The 17609-nt window shown below is 40.0% G+C and carries 20 protein-coding genes and 2 tRNA genes; 7 read left to right on the top strand and 15 right to left on the bottom strand.

Annotated elements, in window-relative coordinates; genetic code table 11:
• The first annotated feature begins 33 nt into the window (after positions 1-33).
• Positions 34-588 carry an NUDIX domain-containing protein gene (locus tag AC1XUO_RS28155; RefSeq protein WP_483333173.1) on the top strand — a complete coding sequence of 185 codons (555 nt, stop codon included), beginning with the start codon at positions 34-36 and terminating at the stop codon, positions 586-588.
• Position 589: 1 nt separating this feature from the next.
• Positions 590-1204 carry a LysE family translocator gene (locus tag AC1XUO_RS28160; protein ID WP_483333175.1) on the top strand — a complete coding sequence of 205 codons (615 nt, stop codon included), beginning with the start codon at positions 590-592 and terminating at the stop codon, positions 1202-1204.
• A 70-nt stretch (positions 1205-1274) separates the two neighbouring features.
• Here the strand turns inward: AC1XUO_RS28160 and AC1XUO_RS28165 are convergent, their stop codons facing one another.
• The 4 genes from AC1XUO_RS28165 to surE all read right to left on the bottom strand — a co-directional run bounded on the left by AC1XUO_RS28165 (position 1275) and on the right by surE (position 4170).
• Entirely contained in the window at positions 1275-1532 is a 258-nt protein-coding gene (locus tag AC1XUO_RS28165; RefSeq protein WP_483333176.1) for a Txe/YoeB family addiction module toxin, read from the bottom strand.
• Entirely contained in the window at positions 1523-1732 is a 210-nt protein-coding gene (locus AC1XUO_RS28170) for a DUF2683 family protein (protein ID WP_483333177.1), read from the bottom strand. The genes AC1XUO_RS28165 and AC1XUO_RS28170 overlap by 10 nt, the downstream gene beginning before the upstream one ends.
• Positions 1733-1796: 64 nt before the next feature.
• Positions 1797-3380 (bottom strand): GH3 family acyl-acid amido synthetase, encoded by a 1584-nt coding sequence (locus AC1XUO_RS28175; RefSeq protein ID WP_483333179.1) that lies wholly within the window; start codon positions 3378-3380, stop codon positions 1797-1799.
• Positions 3381-3402: 22 nt separating this feature from the next.
• Entirely contained in the window at positions 3403-4170 is a 768-nt protein-coding gene (gene surE / locus AC1XUO_RS28180) for a 5'/3'-nucleotidase SurE (protein ID WP_483333180.1), read from the bottom strand.
• A gap of 129 nt (positions 4171-4299) precedes the next feature.
• On the opposite strand from surE, the gene AC1XUO_RS28185 reads away from it, so the two are divergent.
• Positions 4300-4800 (top strand): GNAT family N-acetyltransferase, encoded by a 501-nt coding sequence (locus AC1XUO_RS28185; RefSeq protein ID WP_483333181.1) that lies wholly within the window; start codon positions 4300-4302, stop codon positions 4798-4800.
• A gap of 8 nt (positions 4801-4808) precedes the next feature.
• Here the strand turns inward: AC1XUO_RS28185 and trhO are convergent, their stop codons facing one another.
• Positions 4809-5786, bottom strand: a complete 978-nt coding sequence (gene trhO / locus AC1XUO_RS28190; RefSeq protein ID WP_483333182.1) for an oxygen-dependent tRNA uridine(34) hydroxylase TrhO — start codon at positions 5784-5786, stop codon at positions 4809-4811.
• A gap of 205 nt (positions 5787-5991) precedes the next feature.
• Here trhO and AC1XUO_RS28195 point away from each other — a divergent pair, with 205 nt between their 5' ends.
• Positions 5992-6606, top strand: a complete 615-nt coding sequence (locus AC1XUO_RS28195; protein ID WP_483333183.1) for a deoxynucleoside kinase — start codon at positions 5992-5994, stop codon at positions 6604-6606.
• Positions 6607-6676: 70 nt separating this feature from the next.
• Here the strand turns inward: AC1XUO_RS28195 and AC1XUO_RS28200 are convergent, their stop codons facing one another.
• The 4 genes from AC1XUO_RS28200 to AC1XUO_RS28215 all read right to left on the bottom strand — a co-directional run bounded on the left by AC1XUO_RS28200 (position 6677) and on the right by AC1XUO_RS28215 (position 9648).
• A complete protein-coding gene (locus tag AC1XUO_RS28200) occupies positions 6677-7030 on the bottom strand; it encodes a hypothetical protein (RefSeq protein WP_483333184.1) in 354 nt (117 codons plus the stop codon).
• A gap of 75 nt (positions 7031-7105) precedes the next feature.
• A tRNA-Thr gene (locus AC1XUO_RS28205) sits at positions 7106-7178 on the bottom strand.
• 380 nt (positions 7179-7558) lie between these two features.
• Positions 7559-7631 (bottom strand) — tRNA-Thr (locus AC1XUO_RS28210).
• A 112-nt stretch (positions 7632-7743) separates the two neighbouring features.
• Positions 7744-9648: a DUF349 domain-containing protein gene (locus AC1XUO_RS28215; RefSeq protein ID WP_483333185.1), complete on the bottom strand. Its 1905-nt coding sequence runs from the start codon at positions 9646-9648 to the stop codon at positions 7744-7746.
• A gap of 105 nt (positions 9649-9753) precedes the next feature.
• On the opposite strand from AC1XUO_RS28215, the gene pdxH reads away from it, so the two are divergent.
• A complete protein-coding gene (gene pdxH / locus AC1XUO_RS28220) occupies positions 9754-10395 on the top strand; it encodes a pyridoxamine 5'-phosphate oxidase (protein WP_483333186.1) in 642 nt (213 codons plus the stop codon).
• Between the two features lie 74 nt (positions 10396-10469).
• On the opposite strand, the gene AC1XUO_RS28225 is transcribed toward pdxH, so the two are convergent.
• The 6 genes from AC1XUO_RS28225 to AC1XUO_RS28250 form a co-directional block, all read right to left on the bottom strand.
• On the bottom strand, positions 10470-11753 hold the full coding sequence (locus AC1XUO_RS28225; RefSeq protein WP_235150065.1) for a citrate synthase: 1284 nt from the start codon (positions 11751-11753) through the stop codon (positions 10470-10472).
• A gap of 337 nt (positions 11754-12090) precedes the next feature.
• Complete coding sequence (locus AC1XUO_RS28230; protein WP_483333187.1) at positions 12091-12534, bottom strand: hypothetical protein; 444 nt, start codon at positions 12532-12534, stop codon at positions 12091-12093.
• Between the two features lie 65 nt (positions 12535-12599).
• Entirely contained in the window at positions 12600-13535 is a 936-nt protein-coding gene (miaA, locus tag AC1XUO_RS28235) for a tRNA (adenosine(37)-N6)-dimethylallyltransferase MiaA (protein WP_483333189.1), read from the bottom strand.
• Between the two features lie 24 nt (positions 13536-13559).
• A complete protein-coding gene (locus tag AC1XUO_RS28240) occupies positions 13560-14462 on the bottom strand; it encodes a hypothetical protein (RefSeq protein WP_483333190.1) in 903 nt (300 codons plus the stop codon).
• A gap of 126 nt (positions 14463-14588) precedes the next feature.
• Entirely contained in the window at positions 14589-15200 is a 612-nt protein-coding gene (locus tag AC1XUO_RS28245) for an OmpW family outer membrane protein (protein WP_483333191.1), read from the bottom strand.
• Positions 15201-15414: 214 nt separating this feature from the next.
• Positions 15415-16269 (bottom strand): methylated-DNA--[protein]-cysteine S-methyltransferase, encoded by an 855-nt coding sequence (locus AC1XUO_RS28250; protein ID WP_483333192.1) that lies wholly within the window; start codon positions 16267-16269, stop codon positions 15415-15417.
• A gap of 162 nt (positions 16270-16431) precedes the next feature.
• On the opposite strand from AC1XUO_RS28250, the gene AC1XUO_RS28255 reads away from it, so the two are divergent.
• Positions 16432-17076 (top strand): cysteine hydrolase family protein, encoded by a 645-nt coding sequence (locus AC1XUO_RS28255; RefSeq protein WP_483333193.1) that lies wholly within the window; start codon positions 16432-16434, stop codon positions 17074-17076.
• A 106-nt stretch (positions 17077-17182) separates the two neighbouring features.
• Entirely contained in the window at positions 17183-17494 is a 312-nt protein-coding gene (locus tag AC1XUO_RS28260; RefSeq protein ID WP_483333194.1) for a hypothetical protein, read from the top strand.
• The last annotated feature ends 115 nt before the right edge of the window (positions 17495-17609 follow it).

The raw sequence follows: 17609 nt of genomic DNA on the forward strand, positions 1-17609 counted from the left end.
AATGAATGATCAGAAACCAAAAATACTAAGAAAATGCGGGTTATAACCACAGAAAATAATTGGAAAACGCTTTCTTCTGAAACTGTTTATGAAAACGCCTGGCTGGAAGTCAGTCATCGTGAAGTGATTAACCCTGCTGGAAAAGATGGTATTTATGGTGTCGTAAAATTTAAAAATAAAGCGCTTGGAATTATTCCTGTTGACGAAAACGGAAATATTTATCTGGTCGGTCAATTCCGATACACGCTGAATGAATATTCCTGGGAAATTCCGGAAGGCGGCGGCCCCTTTGATGAAGATGTGCTTGATGCAGCCAAACGTGAGTTAAAAGAAGAAACGGGTCTGCTGGCCTCCAACTGGACAAGTTTGTCAAGAATCCATACCTCAAATTCAGCCACAGATGAAGAAGGATTTCTTTTCCTGGCGGAAGGATTAAGTCAGACGGAAGCGGAACCGGAAGAAACAGAAGAATTACAAGTGAAGAAGATCCATCTTTCCGAAGCAGTTGAGATGGTTATGCGGTCTGAGATTACAGATGCTATTTCGATTGCCGGAATTTTAATGGCTGCACGGCTGAAAGGAATCTAAAATGATCGGATCTCTATTTTATGGTATCCTGACGGGTGTTGCGCTGTGTCTTACTTTTGGTACTGTATTTTTTTCTTTGGTTCAGAATAGTGTCGATAACGGATACCGAACAGGAATAAAAATCGCTTTTGGCGTTTTTATTTCGGATGTGATTTTCGTATTTTTTGCCATTTTTGGTACCTCCTTACTGCCTGAAATCAATAATTTTCAAAAGTATATGGCTGGGGCAGGAGTACTGTTTTTACTAATTTTAGGCGGATCAAATTTAGTTAAGGGACAACCCAAAATTGCTTATCCGAGATCAAAATTGGGTAATCTGCTGTATTACGTTACAACGGGTTTTTTATTGAATGCGTTAAATCCGGTGAATTTTATCAGCTGGGTAACGATCGCATCTTACATCCGGTCGACTTTGCATTATAACTATGACCAGGTGTTGGTCTTCTTTGGTGCAAGCGTTGTAGCTGTATTTCTTGTTGAATGTGCTATTGCTGTATTTGCACATAAACTGAAGAAGGTTTTCACACCCAAAGTGGTAACTATTTTTAATAAGGTCACAGGCGTAGTGTTCATTCTGATCGCTTGCCAGATCGCCTACATTAATTTTTTGAAATAGAGTAAAAAGTCGTTGTAAACCAAAAGCGGATCTAACTTGTCCAGATCCGCTTTTATTTTTAATATATAAATTAGTAGTGTCCTTTAAATGCTATAAAATAGATAGTTTTGTTTTCCACTTTATATACAATTCGATGTTCTTCATTTATTCGTCGTGACCAGTATCCACTTAGTTCATATTTTAGTTGTTCAGGCTTCCCGATTCCTTCATACGGCGACTCCAAAATAGAATCGATCAGTTTTTTTATTTTGTTCAAAATCTGTCGATTCCCTGTCTTGTTCCAAAAATCGATATGTTCCTTCGCTTGCGGACTTAATACTATTTCCAAAGGGATCTGAGTTCCTCAGCAGTTACTTTGATGCCTTTGCCTTCAGCAATTTCTTTGTCTCCTGCGGTAACCATTTCGACGAATTCTGGATCGTATGGGCTTTCACTCCTCTCGTTAAACGACACTTTAAAGCCTTTCAGTAAAGCTTTTACTGCCTTAATTACCTCTTTGTCCTCTGTCTCAATTGCTAGGATCGTCATAGCTAATAATTTGTGGGTGTAAATTACAAAATATTCTTTAATTTCTTACGTAGATTGTTTTGGCTCAGGGGTTTAGAGCGACTTCATCCACAACATACCCATTATTCTTCAAATAATCTTTCCAATCCTGTATCAAAAAGTTTTTCAGGACCCTCGGGAATTTGTGCTGGCCACCCATTTTCCCTTTCGACTCCATCCAGCCATAGAAAGCTTTGTTTGGAAGAACAGTTACAAAAACATCCTTTAGTGCATGTTTGCGTTCGACTGCGTAGTCGTCATTTAATTCAGCAAGTTTTGCGTCAATTTTATTTCTTAAAACCTCAGTATCGACGTTTTCTTCCTCAACTCCGATATACCATTGATGTGCAAAGAGTGAGTCATGCTCAACACCGCAGACCGTAAATTCTTTCACGGTAAGCCCCATTTCATCTGAAATAATATCAATTGCCTTATTCATATTATCTACAGAAAGATGCTCCCCGCAAAGACTTAAATAATGCTTTGTTCGTCCGGTAATTACGATTTCAGCTTTTCCTTTATCTACAAATTTAACAGTATCACCAATCAGATATCGCCACGCACCCGAACACGTCGATAACAACAGCGCATACTCTTTTCCTTCTTCCACCTGATCAACCATTAATGTCTCAGGTGAGGGCAGGAGTGTTCCCTCAGAATCAAAGTTGTTCTGATTAAACGGCACGAATTCGAAGAAAATGCCATTGTCCAACACAAGCTCCATTCCTAACGCGCCTGGCCGGTTCTGATAGGCAATAAAGCCCTCGGAGGCAAGATACGTATTGATATAAATCAGCGGCCTGGCAAGTAATTTTTCAAAACCCTTTCTGTAAGGTTCAAAGGAAACGCCTCCATGCGCAAAAACCTGCAAGTTGGGCCAGATATCATGGATCGTCTTTACTTTATAATGCGAAATAATTTTTTCCATTAAAAGTTGAATCCATGCCGGAACACCCACAATGAAGCCAATATCCCATTCATGTGCTTTCAGCGTAATTTCTTCCAATTTAAGCCCCCAATCCTTTTCAGAAGCGATTTTCTCGCCCGGCTTATAATAAGGACGAAACCAGGCCGGAATCTGGCTGGCAGTAATACCGCTCAAATCTCCCTCATAATGAGAATCCTGATTGTTCAGGTTCGTGCTGCCGCCAAGCATCAAAAAGCCTTTTTCATACAAATCGTCCGGCAGATCCTTATAGTGACCGAGAGACAAAATCTGGCGGATACTTGTTTTCTGGATTGCCTTTGACATCGCCTTCGTAACAGGAATATGCTTTGTCGCAGCTTCCGAAGTGCCGGAGCTTAATGCATAATATTTGATTTGTCCAGGCCAGCAAATGTCCTTTTCTCCATCCAGCGACCGGTGCCACCATTCTTTAAATATGGCATTGTAATCATATACCGGAACAGATTTTTTGTATTGTTCATAAAATGAGCCTTTGTCTCCGAACAGAATCGTCGATAACAACTCATCGAAATTATATTTCTCTCCAAACTCCGTATATCTGGCCTTGGCGAGCAGTTTTGCTAATGTCTTCTTTTGTTGCTGATGAATAGTTGCCTTTCTCCGGTTCGCAACGATATTACTTATCCGGATTCCTCTCTTGAGCAAACTTCCTACAAGGGCCATAGCTATTTTTTCTAACGTGGGTTTATAAATCCCAAGTTTCCAGCTCTTTTAAAGCTTTATACTCGGTTAAATCATATTGACAGGGAACAACGGAAATGTAATTGTTATCCAATGCCCATACGTCCGTATCTTTTTTTTCGGTATCAAAATTTACGAATCGGCCGGCCATCCATAAATATCCACGGCCATTCGGGTCCACGCGATAATCAAATTTCTCCTGCCATTTCGCATGTGCCTGTCTGCAGACCTTAATTCCTTTTATCGGTTCGTCGGACTTCGCCGGAATATTAACGTTCAAGGCAACGCCTTTTGGTATGCCGTGTTTAATCGCCGACTCAGTAATTGATTTTACAAAAGGAATTCCATGGCTGAAATCTGCATCTTCACGGAAGTCGGACAACGAAAAACCAATGGCAGGAATGCCTTCAATCGCTCCCTCGATCGCTGCTGACATCGTTCCGGAGTACAGAACGCTGATGGAACTGTTGCTTCCGTGATTAATACCGCTAACGATCAGATCCGGTTTTCTGTCATGCAAGACATAGTTTTTGGCCAGTTTGACACAGTCTGCCGGCGTTCCTGAGCATTCATATTCTGTGATACCATCAAAAATATGTGTTTCATAAAGTCTTAAAGGCTCACCGATGGTAATCGCGTGGCCCATTCCTGACTGCGGACTGTTGGGAGCCACGACGATCACATCTCCCAGTGTTTTCATAATGTCGACCAGCGTGCGGATTCCCAAAGAAGTTATTCCATCGTCATTTGTAACTAAAATAAGTGGTTTCATATATTAATTCAAAATTTATGCGACTTTTAATCCGTAGCGGCATATTTTAGTACGGACGATATGTCGAAGAATTTCATTTAGTTTGTGATTAAAATGAACTTACAGTTCTGAAAATCAAATTTAAGCATTATGCCTTCATTCTCAATAAAGCATGGTAACCTGTCTGATATACCTACCGTGATCGGAATTCAGGAGAAAACATGGGAACCTACTTACCGTGAAATCCTTACGCCCGAACAAATCGATTTTATGTTTGAAAAAATATATGCCCCAGACGCTCTGAAAAATCAGATGACAGAAGGTGGACAGCAATTTTTACTTTTATTTGATGCGGAAATTCCTGTCGGATTTGCAGCGGTTGCCCAGGAAGAACCCGGATATTTCAAGTTACATAAGATTTATGTACTTCCCAACATGCAGGGCACAGGCGCAGGTAAATTTCTACTTGCAGAGGTAGAACAATATGTCAAATCGGCTGGGGGCAAAAAACTCGCACTTAACGTCAACCGTTACAATAAAGCAAGGACATTTTATGAAAAAATGAATTTCCAGGCAGTTCAGGAGGTGGATGTTCCAATTGGTCCATACTGGATGAATGATTTCATCATGGTGAAACAATTGGAACCTTAACTCCGGGGTCAAGCTTTTTCCGCCAATTTTAGTTTTTTGAGCGTCTTTTTAAGGCTCTTCATGCCCTGCAACGGGTTATAGTGATTGCTGTTGCTAACGTAATATCCCGTTCCGTCATAGGTCCTTTTATTTGGGTGCGCCTTGCATTCAGGTGAGCAGGCACCTTCCATTTCTTCTCCGCACTTATGGCAAACAGGAACGTGGGTGTTACATTCTGCATTAGCGCAGTTGATCATTCTGTCGCATGGTTCATTGCAGATATAACATTTTGAAATTACCGTTGGATTTATCTGGTTAACGTCCACAGTGATGCGGTTATCAAAGACATAACATTTACCGTCGAAATCCTCACCGCCCTCCTCCAGGCCGTACCGAATGATGCCGCCATGAAGCTGGTAAACATCTGTAAATCCTTTTTCCAGAAGATAAGCACTTGCTTTTTCACACTTGATTCCTCCTGTGCAATAGGTGACAATTTTCTTATTTTTTAAATGTTCTATCTCATGGACGTGGTCGGGAAGTTCGCGCAGGTTGTGCATATCAAAAGTGATAGCGCCTTTGAATTTTCCAACTTCGTGCTCATAATCAGAACGCATATCAACCAGGACCACATCAGGATCCTGCATCATCTTTTTCAGGTCGGAAGGTTCCAAATGTTTTCCGGTGCGCACAAGGGGATTAACGTTCAAGTCCGAATTTACAATTTCATCCTTCACACGGACGTGCAGCTTTTGAAATGCAATTTCATCGTGATCGTCCACTTTGAACTGCACATCTTTGAATCTTTCATCCGAACGGACATAATTCATATAAGCCTCGCAGTTTTCACGCGTACCCGAAACGGTTCCGTTTAAACCTTCCGGTGCTATGATGATGCGACCTAAAAGATTATTTTCTACGCAAAACAAATGATGCTCATCCCGATACACTTCGGTATTTTCGATGGGAGCATAATAATAATAAAGTATTACTTGGAAAGGCTTCATTAATCTAATTTTCAAGGACTGAACGGGAGCAGAGCTATTTTTAGCTTCGTCCCCTTAAAATCAAGTGCAAATATACGAATATCTGAAGTTTATCGGAAATCTGAAAAACTAACTTTCGTCAGTCTTAGATTTCTCTTTCATTTACATATTTTTGCACATCAACGTTATGCTTAATCATTAATCTACTTCTTTAAAAATTAATTCCATGCACATAGCAATTATTGGAAATATCGGTGCCGGCAAAACCACGCTGACGCAAATGCTCGGCCAGCACTATGGATGGGAAGTAATGTATGAAGCGGTGGAGGGAAATCCATATCTGGCAGATTTTTATGAGGACATGGAGCGCTGGGCTTTTAATTTGCAAATATTCTTTCTGAACAATCGTTTTGCGCAGGTTCAGACGATCCGATCGACGACTTATTCGACCATTATCCAGGATCGGACGATTTACGAGGATGCTTTCGTATTTGCCAGGAATCTTTACGACTCGAAAATCATGACGGAAAGAGATTACAGAAGTTATTTGTTGCTCTTTGAATCGATCATGAAAACAGTATCGCAGCCAGACCTTTTAATTTATTTAAAAGCTGATATTCCCAAATTGGTGACGCAAATAAAAAAGAGGGGGCGGGAGTTTGAAGCAGATATATCGGAAGAATACTTAAAAAACCTGAATCGTTATTATGAGGATTTCGGGCAAAACTACGATCATGGAAAATTAATTACGATCGACGTGAATGAAATGGATTTTGCGTCAAATCCGGATGATTTCAATGCGATCGTGAAAACGCTGAACAAGGAATTATTCTACGTTTGAGAAGATATAAAAGATAAATCGCCGGCAAATTCGGATTTGCCGGCGATTTATCTTTTATATGTATTGGTAATTAGAATCGGTCGGTAATGGCCAAACCTCGTTCCACTACGGCAATTAAATCTGTTGAAGTTTTAGCTTGCTCAACGGCTGTTTTCATAGCCAGAAATTCAAACTTTTCTTTTTTGTCCAAGTTCATTTTTAGAAACTTTCCGATCGCTTTTGCGAGATAACCCTTTACTTTATCAAGCTGTTTGATATTGGAAGCCGCGAGTTTACTCAAATCTTTTCCCTCTTCAATATCGATCAGCGTGGTCATCTGTATACTGTGCTCGCCGTTTTTTCCTTCTGAGGTCACATTTTTAAAAGCACGACGAATGAAGGTCTCATACGAGTATCCATCGTTGTATGCATTCTCATTCGTCATTTTCTTATGATTTAAGTTTATAGGATTAAAAAGCAAAAAGGACTTATCAAATCTGATAAGTCCTTTTTTTCTAAGAGCCTCCAGTCGGGATCGAACCAACGACCTACTGATTACAAGTCAGTTGCTCTACCAGCTGAGCTATGGAGGCCTCTTTTTATGATGCCGTTTGTTATTCCGTTATCATGGTGCAAAAGTATAAGAATGGAATATATAACGCAAGTTTATGGGTAATTATTTTTTTGGAATTTATTTATTTTTAAAATTGATTTTCTGAAACGGCTGATTTATAGTTGGTTTGGTCAGGTGATTTTTTGCAACAATCAAAACCAAATCTGGTCAATAACTATTTTAGTTATCAAATTGGACTATTAATTAATAAAAACAGGAACACATAATGTTCACTCCACAAGTTTAGGAATCGATCTTTTTTTAAAATCCAATGGGCTCCACAAGTTTTTGACTTGATCCTGAAAATCTCAGAAAACAAAAAAGCACTTAACTTTTGAAAGTTAAGTGCTTTGATCTAAGAGCCTCCAGTCGGGATCGAACCAACGACCTACTGATTACAAGTCAGTTGCTCTACCAGCTGAGCTATGGAGGCCTCTTTTGCATTACGATACCGTTTGTTATTCCGTTATCGTGGTGCAAAAGTAGCGGAATATTTAGTTCTACATCTATTTTTGAGTAATTATTTTAAAAATAATTTTCCCCGTTTATATAGCTTCCTGAATGATAGATAGTTGGTGTTTCAACTCTTCCAACTGCGCTTGCGCGCTGCTTATCTTTCTTTCAAATTCTGCTTTCAGGCGATCCGACGTTTTCGATTTTGCAAAGAACTCAATATTGTTTTGCCACAAAGAAATATCATTTTCCAGCTGAGAAACTCTTCGTTTAATATCATTTTCTTTACGGAAAAGTCCGCGGCTGCTCTCGCCATCACGCACCAGTTCAACTTCGCTTTCCAGAACCGCTTGCTCTTTTTCTTTGGAAGATAATTTTCCAATCGCACTTACATAGGTGTTAACAGCCGCGATATAGCGCTTTTGCGTCGACTGCATATCTTTTTTTGGAACAAAGCCAATCGAACTCCATTCGCTCTTGAAAGCACTTAACAGATCCAGTGAAGATTCGTCTTTATTCGCTGCTGCTATTTCAATTCGCTCGATCAAATCAACTTTGCGTTTCAGATTTTCTTCAAACTCAACTTCAACTTCCTTATTTTTTGCGCGTTTCTGATCGAAATATGAATCACATGCTTTTTTGAAACGGTCATAAATCGTGTCCTTGAATTTTTCAGGAACCTGGCCGACCGCTTTCCATTTCTTCTGAAGCTCAATGATTTTCTGCGTGTTTGATGCGTTGTCTTCCCCTGTTGCCAGGATTGCCTCAGCGTCTGTACAAAGCTGGTTTTTCAATTCCAGATTCTGCTCACGCTTGGATTCAAGCTGACGGAAAAATTCGCCTTTGTTGTGGAAAAAAGTTTTCAGCGTTGCCCAGAATTTTTTACTTAACTCTTTGCCTTCCTCGCGGGGCATAATGCCTTTCAAGGCAACCCATTGATCCTGGAACGTCATAACCTCTTTGGTTTTTGCGTTCCACTCCTTTATGCTGCCAGAATTGTATGTCGTGAAAGGAACGATTGCTTCGTAGATTTTCAGCTTCTGATCGTAATTTTCCTGCATCGATTTTTTCTGCTCAGCAAATTGACCGCGCTGCGCGTCATACAGGTGATCCAAAGCAACTTTAAAACGCTGCCAAAGTTTTTCCTGTTCCTCTTTTGGTGCAGGGCCAAGGTGTTTATAGTCTTCAAAAATATGGTTTGCCTCTGCGAGAATCTCTTTCGTCATCGGACGTGATTCCAGCGATTTAACCAATTCTTCCACTTTTTCACAAAGCTCTGCTTTCAAATCCGCATTACGTCGGCGATCCAGTTCTTTTAATTCAAAGTAAATGTTTCGGTTGCTGAAATAACGGTCAATCAAAGCATTGTAGGTAGCCCAAAGCGTGCCATTATGCGGAGACGAAATATTTCCGGCAGATTTCCATTCCTCCTGAATTTTCTTGAACTCCTCCCAACTGGTTTTCATCCCGGAAGCGTCCGTCTCCCGTGTTCCTTCCTCTTCCAAAAGCGTACGCAAGCGTTGGATCAGAGAAGTTTTCATATTGAAATTCTTCTCTTTGTCCTTTTCTACACTTTGATAATAAGTATTTTTCATCCCCCGGATTTCTCTGCTGAGGGCGTCAATTTTCAGCGTTTCCGCATCATATTTAAACTCGAATCCATCCTCACTACCAGAATCCGCAACAAAAGCTTTCAAAGCAGTTTCGCGGTCTGTTTGCTTGATATGATCCAGAACAGGACGGATTTCACGAGCCACAGCCTCTGCCTTCTTTAACGAAGATGGTTTTACGCCTTCGCTATTGATCAGTGATAATTCGTTCTCTAATAAGTTAACGAGTTGTTCCTTAGATAATTGGCTATAATCCACATCTGGCGTCTCCTCTTCCAGTTCTTCCGTCAACTCATTGTTAAGATCAATTTCAAGGGTATCAATCGTTTTTTGTGTCAGGTCTTCCTGCGCATTGCTTTCGACCCCTTCTTGTTGTTCTTGTGCCATCGTGATTAATGTTTCGTAAGTACGTCCTGTTATATGATACAAATCTAACAATCTTTCCTATGAATTGGCTAATTTTGAGGCCGTAACATTGATATATTACAGACAATGAATCATAAAATAGCAAATATCAGGTGCGATTACAGCCTGAAAGGGTTACACGAGTCAGATTTGGATTCAAATCCCTTAATTCAGTTCAATAAATGGTTTGATGAAGTACTTGAATCCGAGCTTTCCGAACCCAATGCGATGCTGTTGAGTACTGTTTCAAACGGTCGGCCAACGGGCAGAATTGTGCTTCTTAAAGGAGTGGATCAAAACGGGTTTTCTTTCTACACTAATTATGAAAGTAAGAAGGGGCAAGAGATTGAAGAAAATCCACAGGTTGCCATCACGTTCTTTTGGAAAGAACTTGAACGTCAGGTAAGAATTGAGGGAAAAATTGAAAAAACTTCGGAAAAAGACTCAGACGAATATTTCGCCGTCCGCCCACGAGGAAGTCAGATCGGAGCATGGGTTTCACATCAAAGTGAAACAATTGAAAGCAGAGAGTTTCTGGAAGGAAAACAAAAGGATTTTGAAGCAAAATTTGAAGGTCAACCGGTGCCTCGCCCACCACATTGGGGTGGCTACCGCGTCATTCCGGATTATGTGGAGTTCTGGCAGGGAAGGCCAAGCCGTCTTCATGACAGGCTTGCTTATAGGTTAACGGAAGGTAATGTCTGGAAGATAGAAAGACTTTCGCCATGAGATATTCAAAATCTGAATACCAAAAGAGGCCTGATCAAGTTTTTGATCAGGCCTCTTTTGGTATTAAATAAATTTTATCTTTCGCTCATAGCGACATAGTCACGACGCGGAGCGCCAACGTAAACCTGACGCGGGCGGCCAATCGGCTCTTTGTTCGCACGCATTTCTTTCCACTGCGCAATCCAACCCGGAAGGCGGCCAATGGCAAACATTACTGTGAACATATTGGTTGGAATACCCAAGGCACGGTAAATAATACCCGAATAAAAATCTACGTTTGGATACAACTTACGAGATACGAAATATTCATCCTCCAAAGCAGCCTTTTCAAGTTTTTGCGCAATTTCAAGAACAGGATCGTTAATGCCAAGCTTGTTCAAAACATCGTCAGCAGCTTTTTTGATGATCTTGGCACGTGGATCGAAATTCTTGTAAACACGGTGGCCAAATCCAAACAGACGGAACCCGCTTGATTTATCTTTCGCCATATCGATATATTTCTGAACATCGCCGCCATCATTTTTGATCGCTTCGAGCATTTCAATCACTTCCTGATTTGCACCGCCGTGGAGTGGCCCCCAAAGTGCGCTGATACCTGAAGAGATGGACGAATAAATATTGGCCTGAGAAGAACCTACCAGTCTCACTGTTGAAGTGGAACAGTTTTGCTCGTGATCAGCATGAAGAATAAGCAATTTATTCAGGGCCGCAGAAACTACCGGATCAACCTTATATTCAGCAACCGGCAAAGAGAACATCATGCTCAGGAAGTTCGAACAATAATCCAGGCTGTTTTTTGGATAATTAACCGGATGTCCCTGTGATTTTTTATAAGACCAGGTTGCAATCGTAGGCAATTTTGAAAGCAATCGAATGATATGAAGCTCTGTGGTTTCAGGACTGTCAAGATCAAGTGTTTCTGGGTAGAATGCACTCATAGCACTTACCAATGACGATAATACACCCATCGGATGTGCGTTTACCGGGAAGCCTTCGAATATTTTACGCATGTCCTCGTTGACAAGCGTATGCGTAGTGATCTCATGTTCAAAAGCAGTGAATTGTTCCTGAGTTGGTAATTCACCGTATATTAATAGATAAGCAACTTCTAAAAACGAAGATTTGTCAGCAAGTTCCTCGATTGAATACCCTCGGTAATTCAAAATACCTTCCTCACCATCCAAAAAAGTAATTGCACTTTTTGTTGCACCTGTATTTTTGTAACCTGCATCAATGGTTATATATCCTGTTTGATCACGCAGTTTTGCAATATCAATTGCCTTTTCTTTCTCACTACCTTCTATGACTGGAAATTGGTAATTTTTACCTTCAATGATCAATTCAGCTATTTCTGACATATAAATTAAGAATAAAATTAAAAGGTTAGTTTACTGTATATATGTTGATGACGGTTGATAAGGTCAAAGACCCTCTACACATCCGATATACTGTGACGATAGATTAAATTAAAAATATTTAAAAAAAACAAGGCCAACCGTCGAAAGACCCGAGGTGCAATATCTTAAAAAACCTCGTATTTTCTATTATTATCAATGTTTAATTTGTGTGAATTCAAGATAGGAATATTAAAATTTAACTATTTGAATTATAAATTATAAAATTCTGTGGTTTCGTATTGGCGATCCTGTTGTTATTAAAAACAGATTAGAGAAGTGATTCCGTGAAAGGAAGCTATCATTCAGTTTCCTCAGACATCACTGGATGCGACTTCTTGCGTAAATGCAGTTGCGCCTTAACCAAATATCTTCCAAACAGGCCCATCAGAATAATCGGAAGCAGGTGAGCGCCATAAATAAATGCTTTCCCTGTGATCCGGTAACTGAATGAAGAAAAGGTTAAAAATACATAACCAAACCAAAAAACACTGACAGACAAAAGCAGACCGTAAAACAGGGTAGCTTTTTTGTAACCGACAAAACGATACAAAATTTCAGCCAGAATAACTGATATGCCTACAACGAGCAAAACCGTGATAAGTGCTCTGGGGAAAGTTTTGATGTAGGAATGTTTGTAAACAAGCACTCCGATTTTTCCGATCAGATTAGGGTGTGCGAGCAAATAAGCGTCGGTGACACTCAGTACTAATAAAAGCAAAACGCTGCTTAATTTGATATTCATAACGGTTGATAAAATAATTTCGAGAAGGATTATTTCGCTTTCCCGATTAATCAGTTTTGGTTTGTTTATTTAACTAAATTGTATTCCTGGATAATCCGGTCAATATTTTCCTCTTCCGTATTCGAATTTTCGAGCCAGTTAATGGAAATTCCATCTTTCTCCATTTTTCTGAAAAAGGTCATTTGCCTTTTGGAAAACCTGTGAATTTCCGTTTCGAGCTTTTTGGTCATGTCTTCGTAATCCGAAACACCAGTCAGATACTCCGTGACGTATTTATATTCTAATCCATAATAAATTAACTGTTCTGGTTCCAGACCTGAATTTAGTAGTGACTCTACTTCTTCGATCAGCCCGTTTTTTAGTCTATAACTTAGCCGGTGACTGATACGTTCACGTCGGATTTCGGATGGCGGATTAAGTCCAAAAATAATCGGATTGTATTCAAAATCCAGTGATTCTGAAATTTGGTTTTCAGTTTCAGGATTTTCGGTCAGGTATGTAGAAATTTCAATCGCCCGGATAAGTCGTTTTCTGGTTGAGGTATCTGCGAGATCCAGATAGGAGGTTTCCATTTTGATGAAACAAGTTCTCAGTTCGTCGTTTGTTAAATCCTCCAAAGCTTCTCGTAATGTTTCATTAACCGGAATTTCGGTATATCCCTGGCTTTTTAATAAGGCGTAAAAATAAAAACCCGTTCCGCCACAGGCGATCGCGGCCTGATTTTGACTTATTATTTTCTGATAAGCCTCCTGGAAATCCTGTTTGAAAAGGCTGACATTGTATTTATCGCCTGGGTCCAGAATATTGATCAGGTGATAAGGAATGACTTTTCCGTTGATGTGGTATTCATCAAGATCTTTTCCCGTCCCGATATCCATTTTTCTGTATACCTGCCTGGAATCAACACTTATAATCGCCCCGTTAATTTTTGCCGCGATTTGGGTCGCCAAACGGGTTTTTCCGGAAGCTGTGGGACCTATGATTATAAGTAATGGATTCAATATAAAACGGGAATGCTTTGACGGTTATTCAGATAAACTCGGTGTAATAATTTCTTTCACAAATTTACGACTTCCCCCGTTATAAACAGTAATGAAATGCTCTTCTTCAATAATTTTTGATTTTGAAAAACGCTCGTTAGTCTCGGTATTCAGCCAGAATGCCATAGGATCTTTATCGGAAACAGCTTCAAAGCCGAGGCGTTTGTAGCTTGCGCCATCCGACCAGTCCAGATCTGCGTAAGTCATGATGTCATCAGGTCGGCAATCGTTTTCAAAAAAAGTCAAAAGTTTATCAAAACCCCCAATCACAGTTGTATTTAATACATTGGCGAACCGGATCAATTCGTATGACCAAAAGGGATTGTCGTTTCGCTCAAAAATACGCGGATGGCTAAACGTTGCTACAGCCACAAGTATTTCAGTAACGGACAAATCTGGCTGAAATTCAGGTTTTAGGACACGAAAATACTGTTTCGGGAGAAAAAGGCCGTATTTTATTTTTGCGGAAACCGAGTGTTGTAAATGATTTTCATTCAGAAATTTATCTGCCGTTGGTTTGTCAATGCGCCGGGCCTTAGTCATTCTCGCCGGGATTCGTTGGGAAATACCCAGAAGGGCACTCAATCTCGATTTCACAATAGTATTTTCCGTCAACCAGATATCTTGCCAAAGCGTGACAAATGAAACGCCGGACCTACGGATTTCGTCACGGCTTTTGCTCAAATCCGGATATTTGTTAGCTGTATTTTGCAGAAAAAACGTCCAGGTTTTAATATCGATCAGCTTTATAATTAAAAGCAGTTTCTCATTCTGAATTATTTTTATTGAATCGAACGAATCTGTGTCCTCCGTGACTATAACAAAGCTCATATCCAGCGATAACAGCCAATGTTTTACTTGTAACGAAAAATCGTAGACGGTATGCAAAGTTCTTTATTTGGTGATATTAATTGGACGCAATTTATGCACCTTGTTTATTGAAACAAAAAATAAGGCGTAACTGATTCAGCCACGCCTTATTCTTAATCTTTTATTTTTGAAAATTTCAAAAAATTATTTTCCTCCGCCAAGACCAATAATCAGTCCGACATTAACACCTCCAAATTGCTTAGTCGACTCGAAATCAGCATTTCCTACGTTTCCGGCATTAGCAGTGTTATCCTTGTTACCAAAAATAAAATGATAAATACCTTCTACCTGAAGACCGATATTGTCGTTCAGTGCGAATATCACGCCGGCACGCGGTGCTGCGCCGAAATTACTATGGTTTTTAGATTCAGCTATTTTTTCACCGTTAAATTTGGCGTTATACTTTGAGAAATAAACACCAGCATCACCACCAACATATGGCCGGATAAATCCGGTACCAAAATAGTAATCCAACGTACCCGTTACCGGAACAAGGTTTCCTGTATAACTTAAAGTCTGTCCTGCTACGCGATAGTCAGTTCCATCGGAGTAAATCTTCCCTGCAACCCCAATTGCGAAATTAGGAGAAGCGAACACACGTAAATTAATACCACCTCCGGCGATGGTTTTAGAATCTTCGAGATCTGATTTAGCAATACCTCCTTGCAAACCCAAAGAAAATTGCCCGAAGCTAACCAAGTTAATTACCAACATCAAAGCAGCAACTCCTGTCAAGCGAACCAAAATTTTTTTCATGTCTCAATTTGTAGTTATGTGGATTATTAATATCCAATTTACCAATATTGAACCATCACAAAATTGTTATATAACAATAAGGCGAAAATTGCTGATAATCAGAATTATGATTTCTGTTGATGTTTATATCATTGCACGGACAATTTCCCGAAACTGTGAAATTCGATGCGTATTTTCATCAAACTGGGGCAGTCGGAAACAGTTTTTGAATTTTTTAAAGAATCAAACCCGTATCGACCCTGGCAGCTTCCCAGCCGATCAATGCCTTTTTTCTCAAACTTCCCCATCGATATTCTCCAAGAATTCCTTCTTTTCTGATCACGCGGTGGCAGGGGATCAGAAAGGCAATTGGATTGTCGCCAACGGCCGTCCCGACTGCCCTCACGGCCCTTGGATTTCCGATACTGTTTGCGATCTGCTGGTAGGTTGTCACGGCGCCTTGCGGAATTGTCAATAGAGCCTCCCAAACTTTAAGCTGAAAATTCGTTCCCTGAACCATCAGCGGTAATTTTTCCAACGAACTTAGGTGAGGAGAAAAGATTTTGTGAATATAATTTTCAGTAAGTACCTGATTTGATTCAATCGTGGCAAAATACCATTTTTTTGCCAGTATAATCAACTGCTGATCTTTCGAGTATTCATCCACAAAGGCCATGGCACAAATTCCACGTTCAGTTACTGCGATAAAACATTCGCCAAAAGGCGTTTGATGAAACCCGTAGCTGATATGCAGCCCTTTTCCTCCGGTTTTGTATTCCTGTGGTGTCACGGCTTCGATTCCTGTGAACAGATCATAAACACGACTTTGGCTTGAAAGCCCGGCAGATTCGGCTAATTCGACCAGGTTAGCGGACTCCTTGATTTTGTCTTTCAGATAGTCAGCTGTGATATATTGTAAAAATTTCTTTGGACTGACGCCTGCCCATTCCGTGAACATACGCTGAAAATGAAACTGACTGATGTTCACTTCTTCCGCGACTTCAAACAAAGACGGCTGTTTTTTTACGTTTTCAGATATGTATTCAATTGCTTTTGCAATCTTTTCATAATTATAGTTTTCCTGTTCCATTCGATAATTAATTTGTTGCACAAAGTTGCTCTGAAATGACCATTAGCCCAACCCAAAACTTGCTGTTTGTTTTTTAAAATTACCTGAAACGGGCATACGGAATCCTGAGATATTGTAGTTATATTCACGTACAAGTTTTAATAATTTATTAAAGAAAACACAATGGAACTAAACCCAAAAGAAACAGCTCTGGTTTTGATCGAATTTCAAAACGATTTCACCTCGGAAGGTGGCATATTCCATGGCGCCGTCAAAGGTGTGATGGATAACAACAATATGCTGCAAAATACTGTGGACACGGTAAAGGCTGCGCGTGAGGCAGGCGTAAATGTCATGTTTGTACCGATAGCATTTACCGAAGATTACCGGGAAATTACAACAAAACCTTATGGCATCATGAAAGGTGTGATCGACAATGGGGCGTTTAAGAAAAATACCTGGGGAACTGAAATAATTGACGTCCTGACACCAGAGACGGAGGATGTGATCATTGAAGGGAAACGTAGTTTCTGCGCTTTTGCAAGCACCAATCTGGATTACATATTAAGAAGTACCGGAATTAAAAATGTTGTTTTAGCAGGGTATCTTACCAATTGCTGCGTGGAATCAACCATGCGTACTGCTTATGACAGAGGTTATAATGTGATTACACTTACCGATTGTTGTGCCACTTTAAGTCAGGCGGAACATGATAATGCATTGAAAAGTGATTTTCCAATGTTTAGCCAGCCGATGTCACACACAGAATTCATCGCAGTACTGGAAAATGAGAAAGCGTTAGAATTAAAAGGAAAGGGATACGAATAATAAGTTGCCAGACGAAATATTTCTGCATTTTTTCCATAATGTACAACCTCGTTTAATCAGGTATGATTTTAAACGAAACCTGGATTGCAACAAACGAATGGACAAAATGAAATCAACTTATTTTTTTTCGGCTCTGACGTCTTGCTTTGTCATACTTTCATCGCAACTCTATGCGCAAAATTTCAGAAGTGAAGTGCGAAAATTAGAAGCAACTGTTAACGCAGCTTATAAAAGTAAAAAACTAACGGCTCTCGAATATTCTAAACTTCAACGTGAGCAGGAAATCATTAAAGGCACCATTGAGAAGGCGGAGGCGGATGGTGTGGTGACGCCGGATGAGAAAAACAGGATACACTCGAAGCTTATTCGGTCACGGAAGCGGCTGGCAAAATATAAGACGAACCGTGAAGTATATTAAAACAACTAAAAAAGCTCTTTTGCAGCGATGCGAAAGAGCTTTTTGAATTGATATCTGGATTGAATGACGGGTAATCAATAGTCCTTTTTTCCATCTTTTTTGGCCTTTTTCTCAG

It is taken from the genome of Dyadobacter sp. HNCC25DJ186, from assembly GCF_056895235.1.